General features: G+C 31.5%; 19 protein-coding genes. 10 read left to right on the top strand and 9 right to left on the bottom strand.

Going from position 1 to position 19097, the window contains the following annotated elements:
* The gene (uvrC, locus tag ABWP60_RS04815; protein WP_502904808.1) at nt 1–1788 is read right to left on the bottom strand and encodes an excinuclease ABC subunit UvrC; all 1788 of its coding nucleotides are present in this window, start codon (nt 1786–1788) and stop codon (nt 1–3) included.
* 142 nt (nt 1789–1930) lie between these two features.
* Here uvrC and ABWP60_RS04810 point away from each other — a divergent pair, with 142 nt between their 5' ends.
* The 4 genes from ABWP60_RS04810 to ABWP60_RS04795 all read left to right on the top strand — a co-directional run bounded on the left by ABWP60_RS04810 (nt 1931) and on the right by ABWP60_RS04795 (nt 4449).
* Complete coding sequence (locus ABWP60_RS04810; protein WP_353149325.1) at nt 1931–2881, top strand: succinylglutamate desuccinylase/aspartoacylase family protein; 951 nt, start codon at nt 1931–1933, stop codon at nt 2879–2881.
* Nucleotides 2874–3437 carry a 5-formyltetrahydrofolate cyclo-ligase gene (locus ABWP60_RS04805; RefSeq protein ID WP_353149288.1) on the top strand — a complete coding sequence of 188 codons (564 nt, stop codon included), beginning with the start codon at nt 2874–2876 and terminating at the stop codon, nt 3435–3437. The genes ABWP60_RS04810 and ABWP60_RS04805 overlap by 8 nt, the downstream gene beginning before the upstream one ends.
* A 63-nt stretch (nt 3438–3500) precedes the next feature.
* Nucleotides 3501–3917 carry a hypothetical protein gene (locus ABWP60_RS04800; protein WP_353149285.1) on the top strand — a complete coding sequence of 139 codons (417 nt, stop codon included), beginning with the start codon at nt 3501–3503 and terminating at the stop codon, nt 3915–3917.
* A 76-nt stretch (nt 3918–3993) separates the two neighbouring features.
* Nucleotides 3994–4449 (top strand): septal ring lytic transglycosylase RlpA family protein, encoded by a 456-nt coding sequence (locus ABWP60_RS04795; RefSeq protein WP_353149282.1) that lies wholly within the window; start codon nt 3994–3996, stop codon nt 4447–4449.
* Nucleotides 4450–4459: 10 nt separating this feature from the next.
* On the opposite strand, the gene ABWP60_RS04790 is transcribed toward ABWP60_RS04795, so the two are convergent.
* On the bottom strand, nt 4460–4927 hold the full coding sequence (locus ABWP60_RS04790; RefSeq protein WP_353149279.1) for a CYTH domain-containing protein: 468 nt from the start codon (nt 4925–4927) through the stop codon (nt 4460–4462).
* A gap of 138 nt (nt 4928–5065) precedes the next feature.
* Between ABWP60_RS04790 and dinB the strand changes: the two genes are divergently transcribed.
* Together dinB and lepA are read left to right on the top strand one after the other, a co-directional pair.
* Nucleotides 5066–6142: a DNA polymerase IV gene (dinB, locus tag ABWP60_RS04785; RefSeq protein ID WP_353149277.1), complete on the top strand. Its 1077-nt coding sequence runs from the start codon at nt 5066–5068 to the stop codon at nt 6140–6142.
* Between the two features lie 150 nt (nt 6143–6292).
* Nucleotides 6293–8089: a translation elongation factor 4 gene (gene lepA / locus ABWP60_RS04780; RefSeq protein ID WP_353149274.1), complete on the top strand. Its 1797-nt coding sequence runs from the start codon at nt 6293–6295 to the stop codon at nt 8087–8089.
* 258 nt (nt 8090–8347) lie between these two features.
* Here the strand turns inward: lepA and pyk are convergent, their stop codons facing one another.
* From pyk to ABWP60_RS04755, 5 genes are all read right to left on the bottom strand, one after another.
* Nucleotides 8348–9778, bottom strand: coding sequence for a pyruvate kinase (gene pyk, locus ABWP60_RS04775; protein WP_353149272.1), 1431 nt, complete (start codon nt 9776–9778; stop codon nt 8348–8350).
* Between the two features lie 2 nt (nt 9779–9780).
* Entirely contained in the window at nt 9781–10251 is a 471-nt protein-coding gene (locus ABWP60_RS04770) for an IPExxxVDY family protein (RefSeq protein ID WP_353149269.1), read from the bottom strand.
* A 109-nt stretch (nt 10252–10360) separates the two neighbouring features.
* Nucleotides 10361–11110, bottom strand: coding sequence for a ribonuclease III family protein (locus tag ABWP60_RS04765; protein ID WP_353149267.1), 750 nt, complete (start codon nt 11108–11110; stop codon nt 10361–10363).
* 4 nt (nt 11111–11114) lie between these two features.
* A complete protein-coding gene (gene fabF / locus ABWP60_RS04760) occupies nt 11115–12368 on the bottom strand; it encodes a beta-ketoacyl-ACP synthase II (RefSeq protein WP_353149264.1) in 1254 nt (417 codons plus the stop codon).
* Nucleotides 12369–12559: 191 nt separating this feature from the next.
* Nucleotides 12560–12796, bottom strand: a complete 237-nt coding sequence (locus ABWP60_RS04755) for an acyl carrier protein (RefSeq protein WP_007137004.1) — start codon at nt 12794–12796, stop codon at nt 12560–12562.
* 244 nt (nt 12797–13040) lie between these two features.
* On the opposite strand from ABWP60_RS04755, the gene purN reads away from it, so the two are divergent.
* Entirely contained in the window at nt 13041–13604 is a 564-nt protein-coding gene (purN, locus tag ABWP60_RS04750) for a phosphoribosylglycinamide formyltransferase (RefSeq protein WP_353149261.1), read from the top strand.
* An 83-nt stretch (nt 13605–13687) separates the two neighbouring features.
* Entirely contained in the window at nt 13688–14167 is a 480-nt protein-coding gene (rnhA, locus tag ABWP60_RS04745) for a ribonuclease HI (RefSeq protein ID WP_353149258.1), read from the top strand.
* Nucleotides 14168–14175: 8 nt separating this feature from the next.
* On the opposite strand, the gene thiL is transcribed toward rnhA, so the two are convergent.
* Together thiL and ABWP60_RS04735 are read right to left on the bottom strand one after the other, a co-directional pair.
* Nucleotides 14176–15225 (bottom strand): thiamine-phosphate kinase, encoded by a 1050-nt coding sequence (thiL, locus tag ABWP60_RS04740; protein ID WP_353149256.1) that lies wholly within the window; start codon nt 15223–15225, stop codon nt 14176–14178.
* Between the two features lie 121 nt (nt 15226–15346).
* Nucleotides 15347–15823 carry a regulatory protein RecX gene (locus ABWP60_RS04735; RefSeq protein ID WP_353149254.1) on the bottom strand — a complete coding sequence of 159 codons (477 nt, stop codon included), beginning with the start codon at nt 15821–15823 and terminating at the stop codon, nt 15347–15349.
* A gap of 167 nt (nt 15824–15990) precedes the next feature.
* On the opposite strand from ABWP60_RS04735, the gene ABWP60_RS04730 reads away from it, so the two are divergent.
* Together ABWP60_RS04730 and ABWP60_RS04725 are read left to right on the top strand one after the other, a co-directional pair.
* Nucleotides 15991–16914, top strand: coding sequence for a PfkB family carbohydrate kinase (locus ABWP60_RS04730; protein ID WP_353149251.1), 924 nt, complete (start codon nt 15991–15993; stop codon nt 16912–16914).
* Nucleotides 16915–17005: 91 nt separating this feature from the next.
* Complete coding sequence (locus ABWP60_RS04725) at nt 17006–18904, top strand: amidophosphoribosyltransferase (RefSeq protein WP_353149248.1); 1899 nt, start codon at nt 17006–17008, stop codon at nt 18902–18904.
* Nucleotides 18905–19097 lie beyond the last annotated feature (193 nt).

The following is a 19097-nucleotide window of genomic DNA, read 5'->3' as shown; positions in this document are numbered from 1 at the left end:
TTATTCTTTTTTGTAAAAGTCGGAAATTTTTTTTGCTTTTGAAAGTCCAATTATCGAAGAAATTTCAGATTCTGTAGCTTCTTTTAGTCTTTTTACGCTTTTAAAGTGCGAAATTAAGGTGATCATTGTTTTTTCTCCAATGCCAGGAATACTTTCCACGGAAGAATTTAATGCTGATTTGCTTCTTTTGTCACGATGATGTGTAATTCCAAATCGGTGCGCTTCGTTTCGCAATTGTTGAATTATTTTTAGCGTTTCCGATTTTTTATCTAAATATAAAGGTATGGGATCGTCTGGATAAAATAATTCTTCTAATCGTTTTGCAATACCAATAATGGCGATTTTTCCTCTTAATCCTAAATCTTCTAAACTTTTTAGTGCAGAAGATAATTGCCCTTTTCCTCCATCAATAATAATAAGTTGAGGCAAAGATTCTTTTTCATCTAGTAATCTTTTATATCGTCTATATACAACTTCTTCCATCGAAGCAAAATCATTTGGCCCTTCTACGGTTCTGATGTTGAAATGTCTATAGTCTTTTTTGCTGGCTTTTCCATCTTTAAATACCACACAGGCTGATACAGGGTTTGTTCCTTGAATATTAGAATTATCAAAACATTCAATATGTCGAGGTGCTACAGAAAGGCGTAAATCTTTTTGCATTTGTGCCATAATCCGATTTGTGTGTCGCTCTGGATCTACAATTTTAATTTGTTTTAGTTGTTCTAATCTGTAATATTTTGCATTTCGTTCAGATAAGTTTAAAATCTCTTTTTTATCTCCTAATTTAGGAACAGTAACTCTAATTTTATCGCCTAAATCAATTTCAAAAGGGGCCACTATTTCTGTTGATGTTAAAAAGAAACGCGTTCTTATTTCTACAATTGCTAATTCTAATAATTCTTGATTGGTTTCGTCTAATTTTTTCTTTAATTCTAATGTGTGCGAACGAATAATAGCGCCATGCGAAATTTGTAAAAAATTCACATACGCCATGGTTTCATCTGAAATAATGGAAAACACATCAATATTGGTAATCTTGGGATTTATTATCGTTGATTTTGCTTGATAATTTTCTAAAACATCAATTTTATCTTTAATTTTTTGGGCTTCTTCAAATTTCATTTCTGAGGATAAAAGTTTCATATGATTTTTAAAATCTTTTAAACTTTCTTTAAAATTACCTTTTAAAATTTCTCGTATAGCCGTAATTTGTTTTTGATAATTTTCTTGCGTTTCGTAGCCTTCGCAGCCGCCTTTACAGTTTCCAATATGATATTCTAAACAGACTTTATATTTCTCAGCCCTAATGTTTGCTACTGATAAATCAAAATTACAGGTTCGTAAAGTATATAATTCTCTAATTAATTCTAATAACGTGTTTACGGTTTTAAAACTAGTGTAGGGACCAAAATATTCCGAGCCGTCTTTTATCATTTTTCGGGTAGTAAACACTCTTGGAAATGCTTCTTTTTTGATGCAAATCCAAGGATACGTTTTGTCATCACGAAGCAGCACATTATATCTTGGCTGTAACGTTTTAATAAGATTGTTTTCTAACAATAACGCATCGGTTTCTGTTGGAACAACAATATGTTTAATTGTAACAATTTTTTTTACAAGAACTGCTGTTTTATAATTCTCGTGGTTTTTTGTAAAATAGGATTGCACGCGTTTTTTTAAATTTTTTGCTTTTCCAACGTACAAAATCTTATTTTCTTTGTCATAATACTGGTAAACACCAGGATTTTCAGGTAAGGTTTGTATTTGTAGTTCGAGTGTTGTCATGTGCAGGTTGCAGTGTTCCGTTTTTAGTTTTCAGTAATTTGACTTGAAAAAGCCTTACAAAAATAACAAAAAACTATTGATTTAGCATGTACTAAATTTTTATTACTTTAGCCAAAAAGTATAACACGTGACGCACAAGGAAATTACTATTTTTAACGAAACTATTTTGCCAGGAAAAAGTAAAACTATCAATATGCAAATTGGAAAATTGCATACTATGACCGATTTACACATTCCAATTATTGTAGAAAGAAGCAAAAAAGAAGGTCCGGTAGTATTGTTAACTGCTGGTTTACATGGCGACGAGATTAACGGAACTGAAATTGTTAGGGAATTAATTGTAAAAAAAATTAATAAACCAAAACGAGGCACTATTATCTGTATTCCTGTAATTAATATATTTGGATTCGTCAATCAAACTAGAGAATTTCCTGATGGGAGAGATTTAAATCGTATTTTTCCTGGAAGCAAAACAGGTTCTTTAGCAAGCCAATTTGCGTATTATATATTAAAAGAAATTTTACCTCATATTGATTATGCAATAGATTTTCATGCAGGCGGTGCTCAAAGATTTAATGCACCACAAATACGAATTGTGCCAAATAATGAAGAATTAAAAACACTTTCAGATGTATTTGGCGCTCCGTTTACCTTATATTCTAATAATATTTCTGGTTCGTTTAGAAGTACATGTGATAAAATGAATGTAAAAATGTTATTATTTGAAGGAGGAAAATCTGTAGATATTAATAATGCAGTAACAAAAGAAGCTGTAGAAGGAACCAAACGATTTTTAATGCATTTTGGCATGCTTAAAAACAAACACGAAATTTTAAAACCGCACCAAACTATATATATTGAAAAGTCGGATTGGATTCGAGCTAATTTTTCTGGAATGTTTCATGGTTTAAAACAAATTGGTAGCTATGTAACAAAAGGCGAATTATTAGCTACTATTTCTGATCCTTTTGGAAAAGTGAGTCATAAACTAAAAGCACCACATGCTGGCTATTTAATAAATGTAAATGATGCCCCAATAGTATATCAAGGGGATGCCGTTTTTCATATTTCAAAAACCTTAGAAGATGAATAAGATAGCGCTGCGACAAAAGTATAGCGCATTAAGAGCTAATTTATCAGACCATGAAATAGATGAAATGTCTTTACAAATTGCCAATCAAATCATTTATTTAGATATTTGGCAACACAGTTTTTATCATCTTTTTTTACCGATTGAAACCAAAAAAGAAGTAAATACAGAATATATATTACAAGTTTTAGCTGGAAAAGATAAAAACATTGTGCTTTCTGTAAGTGATTTTTCAACTCTAGAAATGACCCATTTTCTCTTAACAGATGCAACCAAAATAAAGAAAAACAAATACAACATTCCTGAGCCAGTTGACGGTTTAGAAGTTCCTGTTTCTAAAATTAATGTGGTTTTTGTGCCTTTACTAGCTTTTGATAAAAAAGGTAATAGAGTAGGATATGGAAAAGGATTTTATGATCAGTTTTTGTCAAAATGCCAACCAGAAACCATAAAAATCGGTGTTTCTTTTTTTGAACCTGAAACACTAATTTCAGACACCTTATTATCTGATATTCAGTTAGATTATTGTGTAACACCTACTAAAGTTTACAATTTTTAATATAAACTTAAATTGGAATTCCATATAATTTATTATATTTGAAATTATTACTAAAAAAATACTATGTTACAATCTATTCATTCTACGTTAGCTTTTGCTGTTTTAGCCGTATTAGTTTTTGCTATTATCAATGCTTTTTTAGGGCTTTCAGCCAAAAGAAATTTTACTTCAAAAGACAGAAGTATTTCATTAATTGCGTTAATTTTTAGTCACATTCAGTTGCTCGTTGGAATTGTTCTTTGGGTTGAATCTCCAATTGGAAAAGCAGCTTTAAATCAAATGTCAAATTCGGCTATGCGCTTAACAGCCATGGAACATCCTTTAATTAATATCATTGCGATTGTTTTAATTACAATTGGTTGGAGCAAACATAAAAAAGAAGAAAGCAGTAACGGGAAGTTTAAAAAAATTGGTATTTTTTATGCTTTAGGATTACTGTTAATTTTATCAAGAATTCCTTGGACGAATTGGATGGCATAATTCCTGTCAAAGCAATAAAAATATAAAGAGAAGTAAGTGGAAATTTACTTCTTTTTTAATCTTATATTATATGAAGATGAAAAAATTTATATACATATTACCGCTTTTAGTAGTGCTTTTTTTTCAAAAGGAAAATTTAAAATCAAATTTTTCTCAAGAAAAACCTAAACTAAAAGTTACAGATACAGTAAAGAAAAAAGACAGCATAGCCAAACCTGTTGAAAAACTAGAAATGTATCACGAATCGGCACACGCTTCTTATTATGCTAATAAATTCAATGGCAGAAGAACCGCAAGTGGCACAAGATTTAATAACAATGACATGACTTGCGCACACCGAAAACTTCCATTTGGAACAAGGTTAAAAGTTACAGGTGTAAAAACTAAAAAAGTAGTATACGTTACAGTTACCGATAGAGGACCGTTTCATAAAAACAGACATATTGATTTAACAAGAGCCGCATTTTGGAAAATTAGACCTTCAAATTATGGCGGACATATTGATGTAAATATTGAAATTGTAAAGAAATAATAAAAGCCTTTTACCAAGTAGTAAAAGGCTTTTTACTTAAATAGGCATTATAATATTTTTCATCGTCAGTAACTTCTTCAGCAAGCCAATTTGGTTTTTCAAAAGTTTCATTGGCGTCGGAAAGTTCTATTTCAGCTACAATCAATCCTTTGTTTTCCCCTTCAAAAATATCTACTTCAAAGGTATGTTTTCCTTTAGGGATTAAATATCGGGTTTTATCAATTGCCCCTTTTTCGCACAATTTTAATAAAGCTTCCGCTTCGTGTATCGCAATTTCTTTTTCCCATTCAAAGCGAGTAGTTCCTGTTTCGTCGCCTTTGCCTTTAATGGTAATAAATCCTTTTTGGTCTTTAATTCTAATTCTAACCGTTCGATCGGGTGTAGCATTTAAATAACCTTGAGCAATTTTTTGAAATTGGATAGCTTCCGTCACAAAATCTAAAGAATGAACTAAAAATTTACGTTCTATTTCTTGCATAATTCATAAAATATAAAGAATCAAAATTACAATATTTTATCACATAAGTTAAATAAGTTTTTACTTAATGCTTTATTATATTTTTTGTAAAAATTTGTGTTTAATAAATTACAATTTTTTCAGTACTTTGTAAATAGTATGGAAGTTACACAACGAAAAATAATTCACATAGATATGGATGCGTTTTATGCCTCTGTAGAGCAATTGGACAATCCTGATTTAAAAGGAAAGCCAATTGCTGTTGGCGGAAGTGAAATTCGTGGTGTTGTTAGTGCGGCTAGTTATGAAGCTAGGAAATTTGGCGTAAGAAGTGCTATGAGCGGTGCACAAGCCACTAGATTATGTGCGGATTTAATTTTTGTAAAACCTAATTTTGAACGATATAAAGAAGTTTCTAAACAAATTAGAAACATATTTTATGAATATACAGATTTGGTAGAACCACTTTCCTTAGATGAAGCGTATTTAGACGTTACGGAAAATAAAAAAGGAAATCCAAGCGCAACATTAATTGCAAAAGAAATCCGACAAAAAATATTTGAAGCGACTGGTTTAACAGCTTCTGCAGGTATTTCAGTAAATAAATTTGTAGCTAAAATTGCAAGTGATTTCAATAAGCCAAACGGACAAAAAACAGTAAATCCCGATGAGGTAGCTGCATTTATTGAAGTGTTAGATGTGAAAAAATTCTACGGAATTGGAAAAGTTACCGCAGAAAAAATGTATCAATTAGGCATTTATACTGGAATAGATTTAAAAACCAAATCGTTAGAATATCTTGAAAAACATTTTGGCAACAGTGGAAAATCGTACTATAATTTATCTCGTGGGATAAGTTATAGTCAGGTAAAACCGAATAGAGAAATGAAATCTGTTGGCGCCGAACGTACCTTTAATAAAAATTTATCTTCTGAAATTTATATGGAAGAACGTTTAAAAAATATAGCAGAAGAAATTGAACGCCGTATTAAAAAATATAACATAGCAGGAAAAACCATTACTTTAAAAATAAAATATTCCGATTTTTCACAACAAACAAGAAGTAAAACGGTACAATATTTCATTTCCGATAAAAATCTAATTTTTGAAACCGCAAAAGAATTATTGTATCAAGAAAAATTGAAAAATTCTGTCCGATTATTAGGCATTTCATTAAATAATTTAAACACACATCAGAAAAAATTTGTGGTGTACCAATTGAAGTTTGAGTTTTAGTACCTAATTCCTAATTTATTCTTTTTCAAAACCGCATAATTACGCTATATTTGTAGATTATAATAGAAGTAAAAATATTTTGAATTTGAAAACTTAGTTTGTTGAAAAACAAATTTTGAATTTTGAATTTTAAATTTTGAAAGACAACAAATGAAACACATTAGAAATTTTTGCATTATTGCACATATTGATCACGGAAAAAGCACATTAGCCGATAGACTTTTAGGCGCTACGCAAACCGTAACTGCCAGAGAAGAGAAAGCACAATTATTGGACAATATGGATTTGGAGCGCGAACGTGGTATTACCATAAAAAGTCACGCGATTCAAATGGAATATACGTACCAAGGTCAGGAATATATATTAAATTTAATTGATACACCTGGTCACGTAGATTTTTCTTATGAAGTTTCTAGAAGTATTGCCGCTTGTGAAGGCGCTTTGTTAATTGTTGATGCCGCACAAAGTATTCAAGCACAAACTATTTCTAATTTATATTTAGCTTTAGATAATGATTTAGAAATTATTCCGGTCTTAAATAAAGTAGATTTACCCTCTGCTAATCCGGAAGAAGTTTCAGATGATATTATTGATTTATTAGGTTGCAAATTAGAAGATATCATTCACGCCTCTGGTAAAACAGGTTTCGGTGTAGAAAATATTTTAGCGGCTATTATAGAAAAAATTCCACCACCAAAAGGGGTAAAAGACGAACCTTTACAAGCATTAATTTTTGATTCGCATTACAATCCATTTAGAGGAATTGAAGTAATTTTTCGTGTTGTAAATGGTGAAATTAAAAAAGGCCAGAAAATTAAATTCATGGCAACCGGTAAAGAATACTTTGCTGATGAGGTGGGTACTTTAAAATTAAATCAGGTTCCAAAAAATGTAATTTCAACAGGAGATGTTGGGTATCTAATTTCTGGAATTAAAGAAGCAAAAGAAGTAAAAGTTGGCGACACCGTTACAGATGCGAAGGAACCTACAACAAATATGATTACAGGTTTTGAAGACGTAAAACCAATGGTATTTGCCGGAATTTATCCTGTTGATACAGAAGATTATGAAGATTTACGTTCTTCAATGGAAAAACTACAATTAAACGATGCGTCTTTGGTATTTTTACCTGAAAGTTCTGCGGCATTAGGATTTGGTTTCCGATGTGGATTCTTAGGCATGTTGCATATGGAAATTATTCAAGAGCGTTTAGAACGAGAGTTTGACATGACTGTTATTACAACGGTACCTAACGTTTCGTACTTGGCATATACAAAGAAAGAACCTGAAGTGGGTTTCATAATAAACAATCCATCGGATTTACCTGAACCAAGTAAATTAGATCGTGTTGAAGAGCCGTATATTAAAGCAACTATCATTACAAAAGCGGATTATGTTGGAAATGTAATGAGTTTATGTATTGAAAAACGAGGTTTAATTACCAATCAAACGTATTTAACTACTGAACGTGTAGAATTAAATTTTGATATGCCTTTGGCCGAAATAGTATTCGATTTTTACGACCGACTAAAAACAGTCTCTAAAGGATATGCTTCATTTGATTATCATCCGATAGGAATGAGAACGTCTAAATTAGTAAAATTAGATGTGTTATTAAATGCGACTTCTGTAGATGCACTTTCGGCACTTATTCATGAAGATAATGCCTACAATATAGGAAAAAAAATGTGCGAAAAATTACGCGAATTAATTCCGCGTCAACAATTTGACATTCCAATTCAAGCCGCTATTGGAGCAAAAATCATTGCTCGTGAAACCATAAAAGCGCTTCGTAAAGATGTTACAGCAAAATGTTATGGAGGTGATATTTCTCGTAAACGTAAATTATTAGAAAAACAGAAAAAAGGAAAAAAACGAATGCGACAGGTAGGAAATGTAGAAATTCCGCAAGAGGCATTTATGGCAGTTTTAAAATTAAACGATTAAAATTTTTAACTTCATGCTAATACTATGTATTTGAAGTTCTTTTTATTTTATTATCGTATTAAGTTAAAGTATTTATTAGCAAACTATAACACTTGACAATACTACAAATGATCCTAATTTTGCTTTTTTAAAATTTATTAAACAAAGCAAGTATAAAGATAATTTTAAATCGCTTTTTAGTTTTAAATGGTAGTAAAAAAGGCATAAAAAAATCCCGAATTCTTCTGAATTCGGGATTTTATATTTTAGATAATATTATTATTCTATTTCAGAAATTCTTAAGGTGTTAACCATACCTTTATTTGCAATGGGCATAGAAGCTAGGTTAATTACCATATCGCCTTTATTTACATATTTTTTGTCTTTACATATTTTATTGATGTCGTCTATAGTATCATCTGTACTTGTAAATTTATCGTAGAAAAACGCTCTTACGCCCCAAAGTAAATTTAATTGGGTTAAAATTCTTTCGTTTGAAGTAAAAACTAAAATGTGCGCGTGTGGTCGCCAAGCTGAAATTTGAAAAGCAGTATAGCCACTATTTGTTAGAGTAGTAACAGCTTTTGCGTTTATTGTATCTGCCATTGTTGCTGCATTAAAGCAAATAGATTTAGTGATATATCTATCGTTTCTTTTTGTTGGTGCAATATGAGGTACATTAATAAGTGGAGAATCTTCTACGCTTTCGATAATACTTGTCATAGTTTCGATAACTTGTACAGGATAATTTCCAACAGAAGTTTCACCTGAAAGCATTACGGCATCCGCACCATCCATAACTGAATTGGCCACATCATTTACCTCTGCTCTTGTAGGCGTTAAGCTAGTAATCATTGTTTCCATCATCTGAGTGGCTACAATTACTGGAATACGTGCTAATTTTGCTTTTAAGATTAGTTTTTTCTGAATTAATGGCACTTCTTGTGCAGGTACTTCCACACCTAAATCACCACGAGCTACCATTAAACCATCACAAGCAACAACAATTTCGTCTATATTTTCAACCGCTTCTGGTTTTTCAATTTTAGCCACAATTGGAATTTTGTGTTCAGAATGTTCTGCAATTAAATCTTGTAAATCTTTAATATCTTCTTTAGTTCTAACAAACGAAAGCGCCATCCAATCTACTTTGTTTTCACAGGCAAAAATAGCGTCTTTAACATCTTTTACTGTCAATGCTGGAAGTGATACTTTTGTATTAGGTAAATTGACCCCTTTTTTGGATTTTAATGGTCCCCCTTGAATTACTTTACATACTACTTCGTCAACTCTATTGGTTTCAATAGCTTCGAACATTAACTTTCCATCATCTAAAAGAATCCTTTCTCCAGGATTTACATCTTTTGGAAATTCTTTATAGTTCATATAAACCCTTTCAGCAGTCCCCGGAATATCTTCTGAGGTCTGGAAAGTAATAATATCTCCTGGATTTACTATTACATCTTCCTTCATTACACCAACGCGTAATTTTGGACCTTGTAAATCGGCTAGAATAGAAGTAGTATAACCAAACTCAGCGTTCAGTTCGCGTATAATATCTATTCTTTCTTTTACATCTGTATAGTCAGCATGCGAAAAATTAATTCTAAAAACGTTAACTCCTGCATCGATCATTTTTTTAATTACTTCTTTGCTACTACAAGCTGGACCTAATGTGGCAACAATTTTTGTTTTTTTGGTTGTATGCATATTTAAAAAATTAAATTGTTTATCGATTTTAAATTAGTTGTATCTACTTTGTAAATTGTAGAAACATTTTGTAAGGTATTTATTTTTTCTATTACTTCCTCGCTATTAAAACTTGAATCTATATTGTCTATTTTTAATAAATAATCGGCTGTTTTTAATTCTGGAATTAAATTCATTGTAATATTATTTTCAGAAAAGAAACCTGTATTATTTTCGTTCGAATTAAAATTGGTTTGATTTTTTATGAGTTCCCAAGTAATATCTTGGTTTAAATCGTCATAACTAAATCTAGAAAATTTTCCCGTTCCGTTAGAAGATTTTATTGAAATTTCGTTTTCATTTTTTGCCATCAAAACATTCAGTTTTATGTTTATTAAAAAGGTTAATTTAAAATCTTTTAAATTAGAATGAATCGCAAGTAACTCAAAATCATTTGATTCAAAATCGTTGAATGTAAGTTTAAGATTTGCCATTTATTTTTTTAATAATCGTAAAGATAGGAGTAAAAATTATTAAATTACAGTACAAAAGGTTTCTAAATTATTAAATTTTTAATTCAATCGTTGTAGTTGATAAAATAATTTAGGATTTGTTTTCAATTTTATCTTGTAAAGCAAAAAAAGCTCTTTTTGCAGCTGTTTCTTCTGCTTTTTTCTTTGAAGTAGCTCTTGCTTTGCTAATTACCTCATTGTCCATTAAAAGTTTTACGCCAAAGTATTTTATGCCTTCTTTGCCATCATCTTCAAAAACATCAAATTTGAAAGTAATTTTTTCTTTCTGACACCATTCGATAATTAAACTTTTATAGCTAATTACTTTACCTTCTAATCGCTCAATATCTAAATATTGTTTAATTATTTTTTCTTGAATAAATTTCTCGCAATACAAATATCCTCTATCTAAATAAATAGCGCCAATAAATGCTTCGCACAAATTTCCATGAATATTATCTCCAAAATGGGAAGGACTAACTTTACTTTCAATAAATTGCACTAAATTAAAATCTTTACCTAGCTCATTTAAATGTTCTCTGCTTACAATTTTAGATCTCATTTTTGTTAAGTACCCTTCATCTCCTGTTGGTACTTTTTTATATAAATGGGCGGCAATTACGCTACCTAACATAGCATCTCCTAAAAACTCTAATCGTTCGTAACTAATTGGAAATCCATTTTCGTCGGTTTGGTTAGCAGAACGATGGGTGAAGGCGTGTTTATAATAAATTTCTGTGTTGGGTTTGAATCCTAATATTTTGGAAATTTTTTCAAAAAAAACCCCGTCTGGATTAGAAGAAGGGGATTTTTTTAATATTTTATTTAAAATGCGACGCATGAAGTTATTCTTCTAATTTTTTAAAAAGTACACAAGCATTATGTCCGCCAAATCCAAACGTATTACTCATTGCTACTTTAATTTCTCTTTTTTGAGGGGTATTTAAAGTTAAGTTTAATGATGGATCGATATTTTCATCTACAGTGGTGTGATTAATTGTTGGAGGAACAAGACTGTGTTTCATTGCTAATATCGAAGCAATTGCCTCAATCGCACCAGCAGCTCCTAACAAATGCCCAGTCATAGATTTTGTTGAATTGATATTTATGTTTTTAGCGTGAGTACCAAAAACATGACTAATTGCTTTTAATTCTGCAACATCTCCCAAAGGGGTAGACGTTCCGTGCGTGTTGATATGATCAACTTCCTCAGGTTTCATACCCGCATCACGCAAGGTATTTTCCATTACCGCGATAACTCCAATTCCTTCTGGATGTGGAGCCGTTAAGTGATACGCATCAGATGACATTCCGCCACCTCCAACTTCACAATATATTTTTGCACCACGTGCTTTTGCATGTTCATATTCTTCAAATACTAAAGCACCTGCACCTTCGCCTAAAACAAACCCATCTCTGTTAGCGTCAAACGGTCTAGAAGCCGTTTCTGGGGAATCGTTTCTTGTAGATAACGCTTGCATAGAGTTAAAGCCACCCATTCCTGCAATTGTTACTGCCGCTTCAGAACCACCTGACACAATCACATCACACATTCCTAAACGAATGTAGTTAAACGCATCAATCATAGCATTTGCTGAAGAAGCACATGCAGAAACTGTGGTGTAGTTTGGACCCATAAAGCCATTTCTCATAGAAATATGAGCGGGAGCAATATCGGCAATCATTTTAGGAATAAAAAACGGATTAAAGCGAGGTGTTCCGTCACCTTTAGCATAACTTAGTACTTCTTCTTGGAACGTTTCTAAACCACCAATACCAGCACCCCAAATTACACCTACTCGTTGTTTATTTACATTTGATTCCAAAATGCCAGCATCAGCAATTGCTTGTTCCCCGGCTACAATGGCATATTGTGCAAATTTGTCCATTCGTCTTGCTTCTTTTCTATCGATAAATTCTTCGATATTGAAGTTTTTTACCTCACAAGCAAATTTTGTTTTATGTTTTTCAGTGTCATAATAAGTAATTGGCGCAGCACCACTTTTTCCGCTAATTAAGGCATTCCAATATTCTTGAATATTGTTTCCAATTGGAGTTAATGCCCCAAGACCTGTAACCACTACACGTTTTAATTGCATAAATTATTTTTTAGTTATATAAAAAAACCCAATGCTTCATAATTAAATATCAACATTGGGTATTACATAAATGTCTTATGTGAATGATTGTAATACAATCAATGTTTTTACAAATCTAAACAAAGATTTTTAAAAACAGAAACAAAAAATAACAACATCCGTATAAAAAAAATTATACGGATGAAAGGTTATTATTTCTTAGCTTCTTCGATGTAAGAAATTGCTTGACCTACAGTAGCAATGTTTTCAGCTTGGTCATCTGGAATTTGAATATCAAATTCTTTTTCGAATTCCATAATAAGCTCTACAGTGTCTAATGAATCAGCACCTAAATCGTTAGTGAAGCTTGCTTCTGTTACTACTTCGTTTTCGTCAACACCTAATTTGTCCACGATAATCGCTTTTACTCTTGATGCAATGTCTGACATAATTTTTAATTTTTAATTTATTTGTTTGCAAAAATAAAAAACTTTATTTTAAAACAACATTTTTGTTAGTAAATATAACAACGAATGTATAAAAAAAACTTAAAATACCCTAATTCTCTGTGCTTTTCATTTAAAATATTTTTTAATTTCTTTTAATTTTTGCCATTAAACCTAAATGAATTTATACTTTTGTGTGATATTTAACTGATTTATTGCTGCAATAAGTTAAGAAAAACTGAATGAAATGAAGAAGATTGTGCTTTTTGCTTCCGGAAATGGTTCCAATGCCGAAAATATTATGGTCTATTTTGATTTGGCTAAAACTGTTTCCGTTGTAGGTGTGTTTACAAATAATTCTGAAGCAAAAGTAATTGAAAGAGCTAAAAAATTTATAGTCCCGACTTTTATTTTTAATAAAATGGAACTTTCAGATGATACCGTTTTAAAGCAACTGAAGCAATTGCAACCTGATTTAATTGTGTTGGCGGGTTTTTTATTAAAGTTCCCCATTCATATTATTAACGAATTTCCGAAAAAAGTAATTAATATTCATCCAGCATTGTTGCCTAATTATGGCGGAAAAGGGATGTATGGTTTGTATGTACATCAAGCAGTTTTAGAAAATAAAGAAAAGGAAACAGGAATTACGATTCATCATGTAAGCGAACATTTTGATGAAGGCGAATTTATATTTCAAACTAACGTAAATATTGAGAGTTGTATAACCGCAGAAGAAATCGCACATAAAATTCATGAATTGGAAATGGAACATTTTCCGAAAGTAATTGAGAGATTTTTAGAAGGTTAGATTTTTAGAATTCTTAAAAAGTCAAATCCGCTAAAATTTCTTAATTTCAAAGTCTAAAAATCCAATTAATCTAACTATCTTAAATGTCCTACCAAGTTCACATATACACAGATGGCGCTGCCAAAGGAAATCCAGGTCCTGGCGGTTATGGCGTGGTAATGGAAATGGTGGGTTCGCCTTATAAAAAGGAATTTTTTGAAGGATTTAGACATACTACAAATAACAGAATGGAATTGTTGGCAGTAATTGTAGGTTTAGAAAAATTGAAAGCACCTAATACTAATGTTTTGGTAGTTTCCGACTCAAAATATGTTGTGGATTCGGTAGAAAAAGGTTGGGTATTTGGCTGGGAGAAAAAATACTTCAAAGACAAAAAAAACCCCGATTTATGGCTGCGCTTTTTAAAAATTTATAGACAACATCAGGTGAAATTCTTATGGATAAAAGGACATAACAACCATCCTCAAAATGAACGCTGTGACGAATTAGCCGTAATGGCCTCGCAGCAAAAAAATTTAAATATCGATACTTTTTACGAATCGGAAGAACAGAAATTGTTATAAATAATTTTTTATTCCTCGTTTATAGCATTCCAGCCTCTAGCTTTAAGTTCAATTTTTGTGTTGGCACGAGTCACCAAATGCATGCCTTCGCTTTCTGCTACCATATGACCAATAATAGTAAAATTTGGATTGTGTTTTAATTTTTCGAAATCGTCCATTTTTATTGTGAAAAGTAATTCGTAGTCTTCACCACCATTTAAGGCAATAGTGGTAATATCTACATTAAATTCTTCACAAACATTTATTAATTGTGGGTCAACTGGAATTTTATCTTCGTACACATTACAACCTAATTTACTCTGCTTACAAATATGCATAATTTCAGAGGACAATCCGTCTGAAATATCAATCATAGCGGTAGGTTGTACTTCTAATTTTTCTAGTAATTCTTTTACGTCATTTCTAGCTTCTGGCTTCAATTGACGTTCAATTAAATAGGTATAATCGTCTAAAATAGGTTGGTTATTTGGGTTGACTTGAAACACTTGTTTTTCTCTTTCCAAAACTTGTAAACCCATATAAGCCGCACCTAAATCGCCAGAAACAACTAATAAATCTGTTTGTTGTGCGCCATTTCGGTAGGTAATTTCATCTAAATTGGCCTCGCCAATAGCTGTAATACTTATAATTAATCCTTTTTGAGAAGATGTGGTGTCGCCACCAATTACATCAACATGATATGCGTTGGCTGCTAAAGTAATTCCTGCAAAAAGTTCTTCCATGGCTTCTAACGGAAAACGATTTGAAACCGCCACCGAAACGGTAACCTGAGTAGGAATTGCATTCATCGCACAAATGTCAGAAATAGTAGACACAATTGCTTTGTATCCCAAATGTTTTAAAGGCATGTAGCTTAAATCAAAATGTACGCCTTCCACTAGTAAATCTGTAGAAATTATAGCTTTTTTGCCTGCAAAATCTAAAACAGCGGCATCGTCACCAATACTTTTTATTGTGCTTTCTTGATTAATTTTGAAATGCTTGGTTAAATGTTCAATTAATCCGAATTCACCTAAACTGGCAAGGCTCGTTGTTTTTTGATCTTTATTTTCTAACATGAGATTTTGTTTTTTTGCAAAGATAGGGAATTAATGTGCCAAGAGGAAAGCAAAAGTAAAAAGCAACAAGTTAATAGCATACATTACTTTTAGCTTATGCCTTATGCCTTTCCACTTACACCTATTTATCCAATTGTTTGAGTTTTTCAAAAATCAAACTGGTTTCGTATCCTTTTCGGAGTAAGAAATCTACAAATTTTTTATTTTTCTTTTGTCCTTTACGTTCTTTAATAGCTTCCCAATTTTTTTCTGCAAGTGTATGAAAATTAGCTAAATAAATTTCTTTTGGAAGTTCCAATAAAGCTAAATCAATATTTCTTTTAGATATTTCTCTAAATTTTAATTCTTGAACAATTCTGTTTTTTCCCCAACCTTTATAGTTGTGTTTTCCTCTCGCGAAACTTTTAGCAAAACGTGCTTCATCTATATATTTATATTCAATTAAATGCACAATAATTTGTTCCTTTAGTTCCGGAAGTAAGGTAAAACTTCGTAATTTTTGTTCTACTTCTTTATGACAACGATCTTGGTAAGAGCAGTAATACTCCAATTTGCTGATAATTTCGTTTGTGGTAAGTGAGGTTTTTGGTACTTCCAATGGAAAAAGTTAAGTAAATATCTATTCAAAATTACTATAAAAAATATCTTTTACAATAGTATAAATCAGATTCTTTAACACAAAATATTTTTATTACTAAAATTAGTCTAACATTTTTTAACTTCAAACGGAATAACTATCTTTGCCAATTATCTAAAATAAAGTAAATGAGTAAATTGTTAATTGTAGGAACGGTAGCATTTGATGCCATTGAAACCCCTTTTGGAAAAACAGATAAAATATTAGGAGGTGCGGCAACTTATATTGGTTTATCAGCTTCTTTTTTTAATGTTGATGCTGCAATAGTTTCTGTAGTTGGTGAAGATTTTCCGCAAGAACATTTAGATTTATTATCAGAAAGAAATATAAATATTGAAGGTATTGAAGTTGTAAAAGGCGGAAAAACCTTTTTTTGGAGTGGAAAATATCATAACGATATGAATTCGCGAGACACATTAGCTACCGAGTTAAATGTACTAGCAGATTTTAATCCAGTGGTGCCACAAGCATATCAAGACGCATCCTTAGTTATGTTAGGAAATTTACATCCAATTGTACAATCATCCGTTTTAAATCAAATGACCACCCAACCAAAATTAGTGGTTTTAGATACTATGAACTTTTGGATGGATTGTGCGTTACCTGAATTAGTAGAAGTAATAAAACGAGTAGATGTGATTACCATTAACGATGAAGAAGCCCGTCAATTATCTGGAGAATATTCTTTAGTAAAAGCGGCAGCAAAAATTCAAACCATGGGTCCTAAATATGTTGTTATTAAAAAAGGAGAACATGGAGCATTAATATTCCATAATAAAGATGTTTTCTTTGCGCCAGCTTTACCGTTAGAAGAAGTTTTTGACCCAACTGGAGCAGGAGACACGTTTGCAGGAGGATTTTCAGGATATCTTTCACAATCCGAAGATTTTTATTTTGAAAATATGAAAAATGCCATTATTCATGGTTCAAATTTAGCATCATTTTGTGTAGAAAAATTCGGAACAGAAAGAATGGTAAACTTAAACAAAGAAGATGTTTATGCTCGTTTACAACAATTTAAGGCGTTAACACAATTTGACATCAAATTATAAGACCAAACTATGCCTCGAAATTTCGGGGCATTTTATTATATCGAATACAGAAACAGATTCTGAAATAAATACAGAATAAACAACAACAACTATGAGCGACGCTATTAAACACGAATGTGGAATTGCCTTACTTAGACTATTAAAACCATTAGAATACTATAGAGAAAAATATGGTACGGCTTTTTACGGGGTAGAAAAAATGTATCTTTTAATGGAAAAACAACACAATAGAGGACAAGATGGTGCCGGTTTTGCCAGTATAAAATTAGATGTACAACCGGGTCAAAGATATATAAGCAGAATTCGTTCCAATCAAGCACAACCTATTCAGGATATTTTCGGACAAATCAATTCTAGAATTTCAGAAGAATTAGCAAGAAATCCTTCGTATCAAAATAATGTAGCGTTGCAAAAAGAACACATCCCTTACGTAGGCGAATTGTTTTTAGGCCACGTACGATATGGAACTTTTGGAAAAAACAGCATAGAAAGTGTACATCCATTTTTGCGTCAAAATAATTGGATGCACAGAAATTTATTAGTCGCAGGAAATTTTAACATGACGAATGTTAAAGAATTATTTCAAGATTTAGTAGATGTAGGACAACATCCAAAACTATTGGCCGATACGGTTACCGTAATGGAAAAAATCGGTCATTTTTTAGATGATGAAATCACACAATTGTATTTAGATTGCAAAAACGAAGGTCTTACAAAACTTGAAGCTTCGCCAGTTATTGCAGAACGATTAAACATAGGAAGAATATTAAAAAGAGCTTCTAAAAATTTTGATGGTGGGTACGCTATGGCGGGACTTTTAGGTCATGGAGACGCTTTTGTAGTTAGAGATCCAAACGGAATTCGTCCAGCCTATTATTATCATGATGAGGAAATTGTGGTGGTAGCTTCAGAACGTCCTGTAATTCAAACGGTTTTTAATGTAGCCTTCGAAAAGGTGAAAGAATTAGAAGCGGGTGATGCTATTATTGTTAAGAAAAACGGAAATGTGCTTTTCGAAAACATTAGAGAATGTATTGATAAAAAAGCCTGTTCTTTTGAAAGAATTTATTTTTCTCGTGGCAGCGACGCCGAAATATATCAAGAAAGAAAATTATTAGGAAAATATGTTTTTCCAAGTGTGTTAAAAGAAATTGAGAATGACATTCATAATTCGGTATTCTCATTTATTCCAAATACGGCGGAAACTTCTTTTTATGGGATGGCTGAAGCCGCTCAAAAATTCTTAGACGAACAAAAGGTTAAAGATATTATTGCGCAAAAAGATACTTTAGATGAAAAAGGGTTAAATGAAATTTTAGCTGAAAAAGTGCGTACCGAAAAAATAGCGATTAAAGATGTAAAACTTCGTACTTTCATTACGGAAGACAGTAGTAGAGATGAAATGGTAGCGCATGTTTACGACATTACTTATGGCGTAGTAAAACCAACCGATAATTTGGTAATTATAGATGATAGTATTGTTCGTGGAACAACATTAAAACAAAGTATCATTAAAATTTTAGATCGATTACATCCTAAAAAAATTGTGGTAGTTTCTTCAGCACCTCAAATTAGATACCCAGATTGTTACGGAATTGATATGAGTACTTTAGAAGGTTTTATAGCTTTCAAAGCGGCATTAGAACTTTTAAAGGACACCAATCAGTATCAAATTGTAGAAGACGTATATAAAAAATGTAAAGCTCAACAAGGTTTAAAAGATACAGAAGTTGTAAATCATGTAAAAGAAATTTACAATCCGTTTACAGATGAACAAATTTCAGATAAAATGGCAGAAATGCTAACTTCAAAAGAAGTGAAAGCTAAAGTGAAAATTATTTTTCAAAAAGTAGCCGATTTACATAAAGCTTGTCCTAAAAATTTAGGCGACTGGTACTTCACTGGAAACTATCCTACACCTGGAGGAAATCGAGTGGTAAATACGGCTTTTATCAACTTTTATGAAGGAAATGGAGCACGTGCCTATTAAAAAAAATGCATTTCATCGAGAATATTAGCATTACAACAAATAATTTGTTAAAATAAAATAACTTGCCATATTATTGTATCACCAGAAAATTAGTAGGTTAAGTTTTATGGTAGATTTGGGGCAAAAAGGGTGAAACGAAAGTTTCACCTTTTTTATTTTATAAAGTTTTCAGATAAATCTATTTTATATTTTA

Origin of the sequence: Flavobacterium sp. (assembly GCF_040402895.1) — a bacterium.
In the GTDB taxonomy this organism is placed as follows: Bacteria; Bacteroidota; Bacteroidia; order Flavobacteriales; family Flavobacteriaceae; genus Flavobacterium.
Note: the sequence above shows the minus strand (reverse complement) of the source record. Positions and strands in the feature narration are given on the sequence as shown.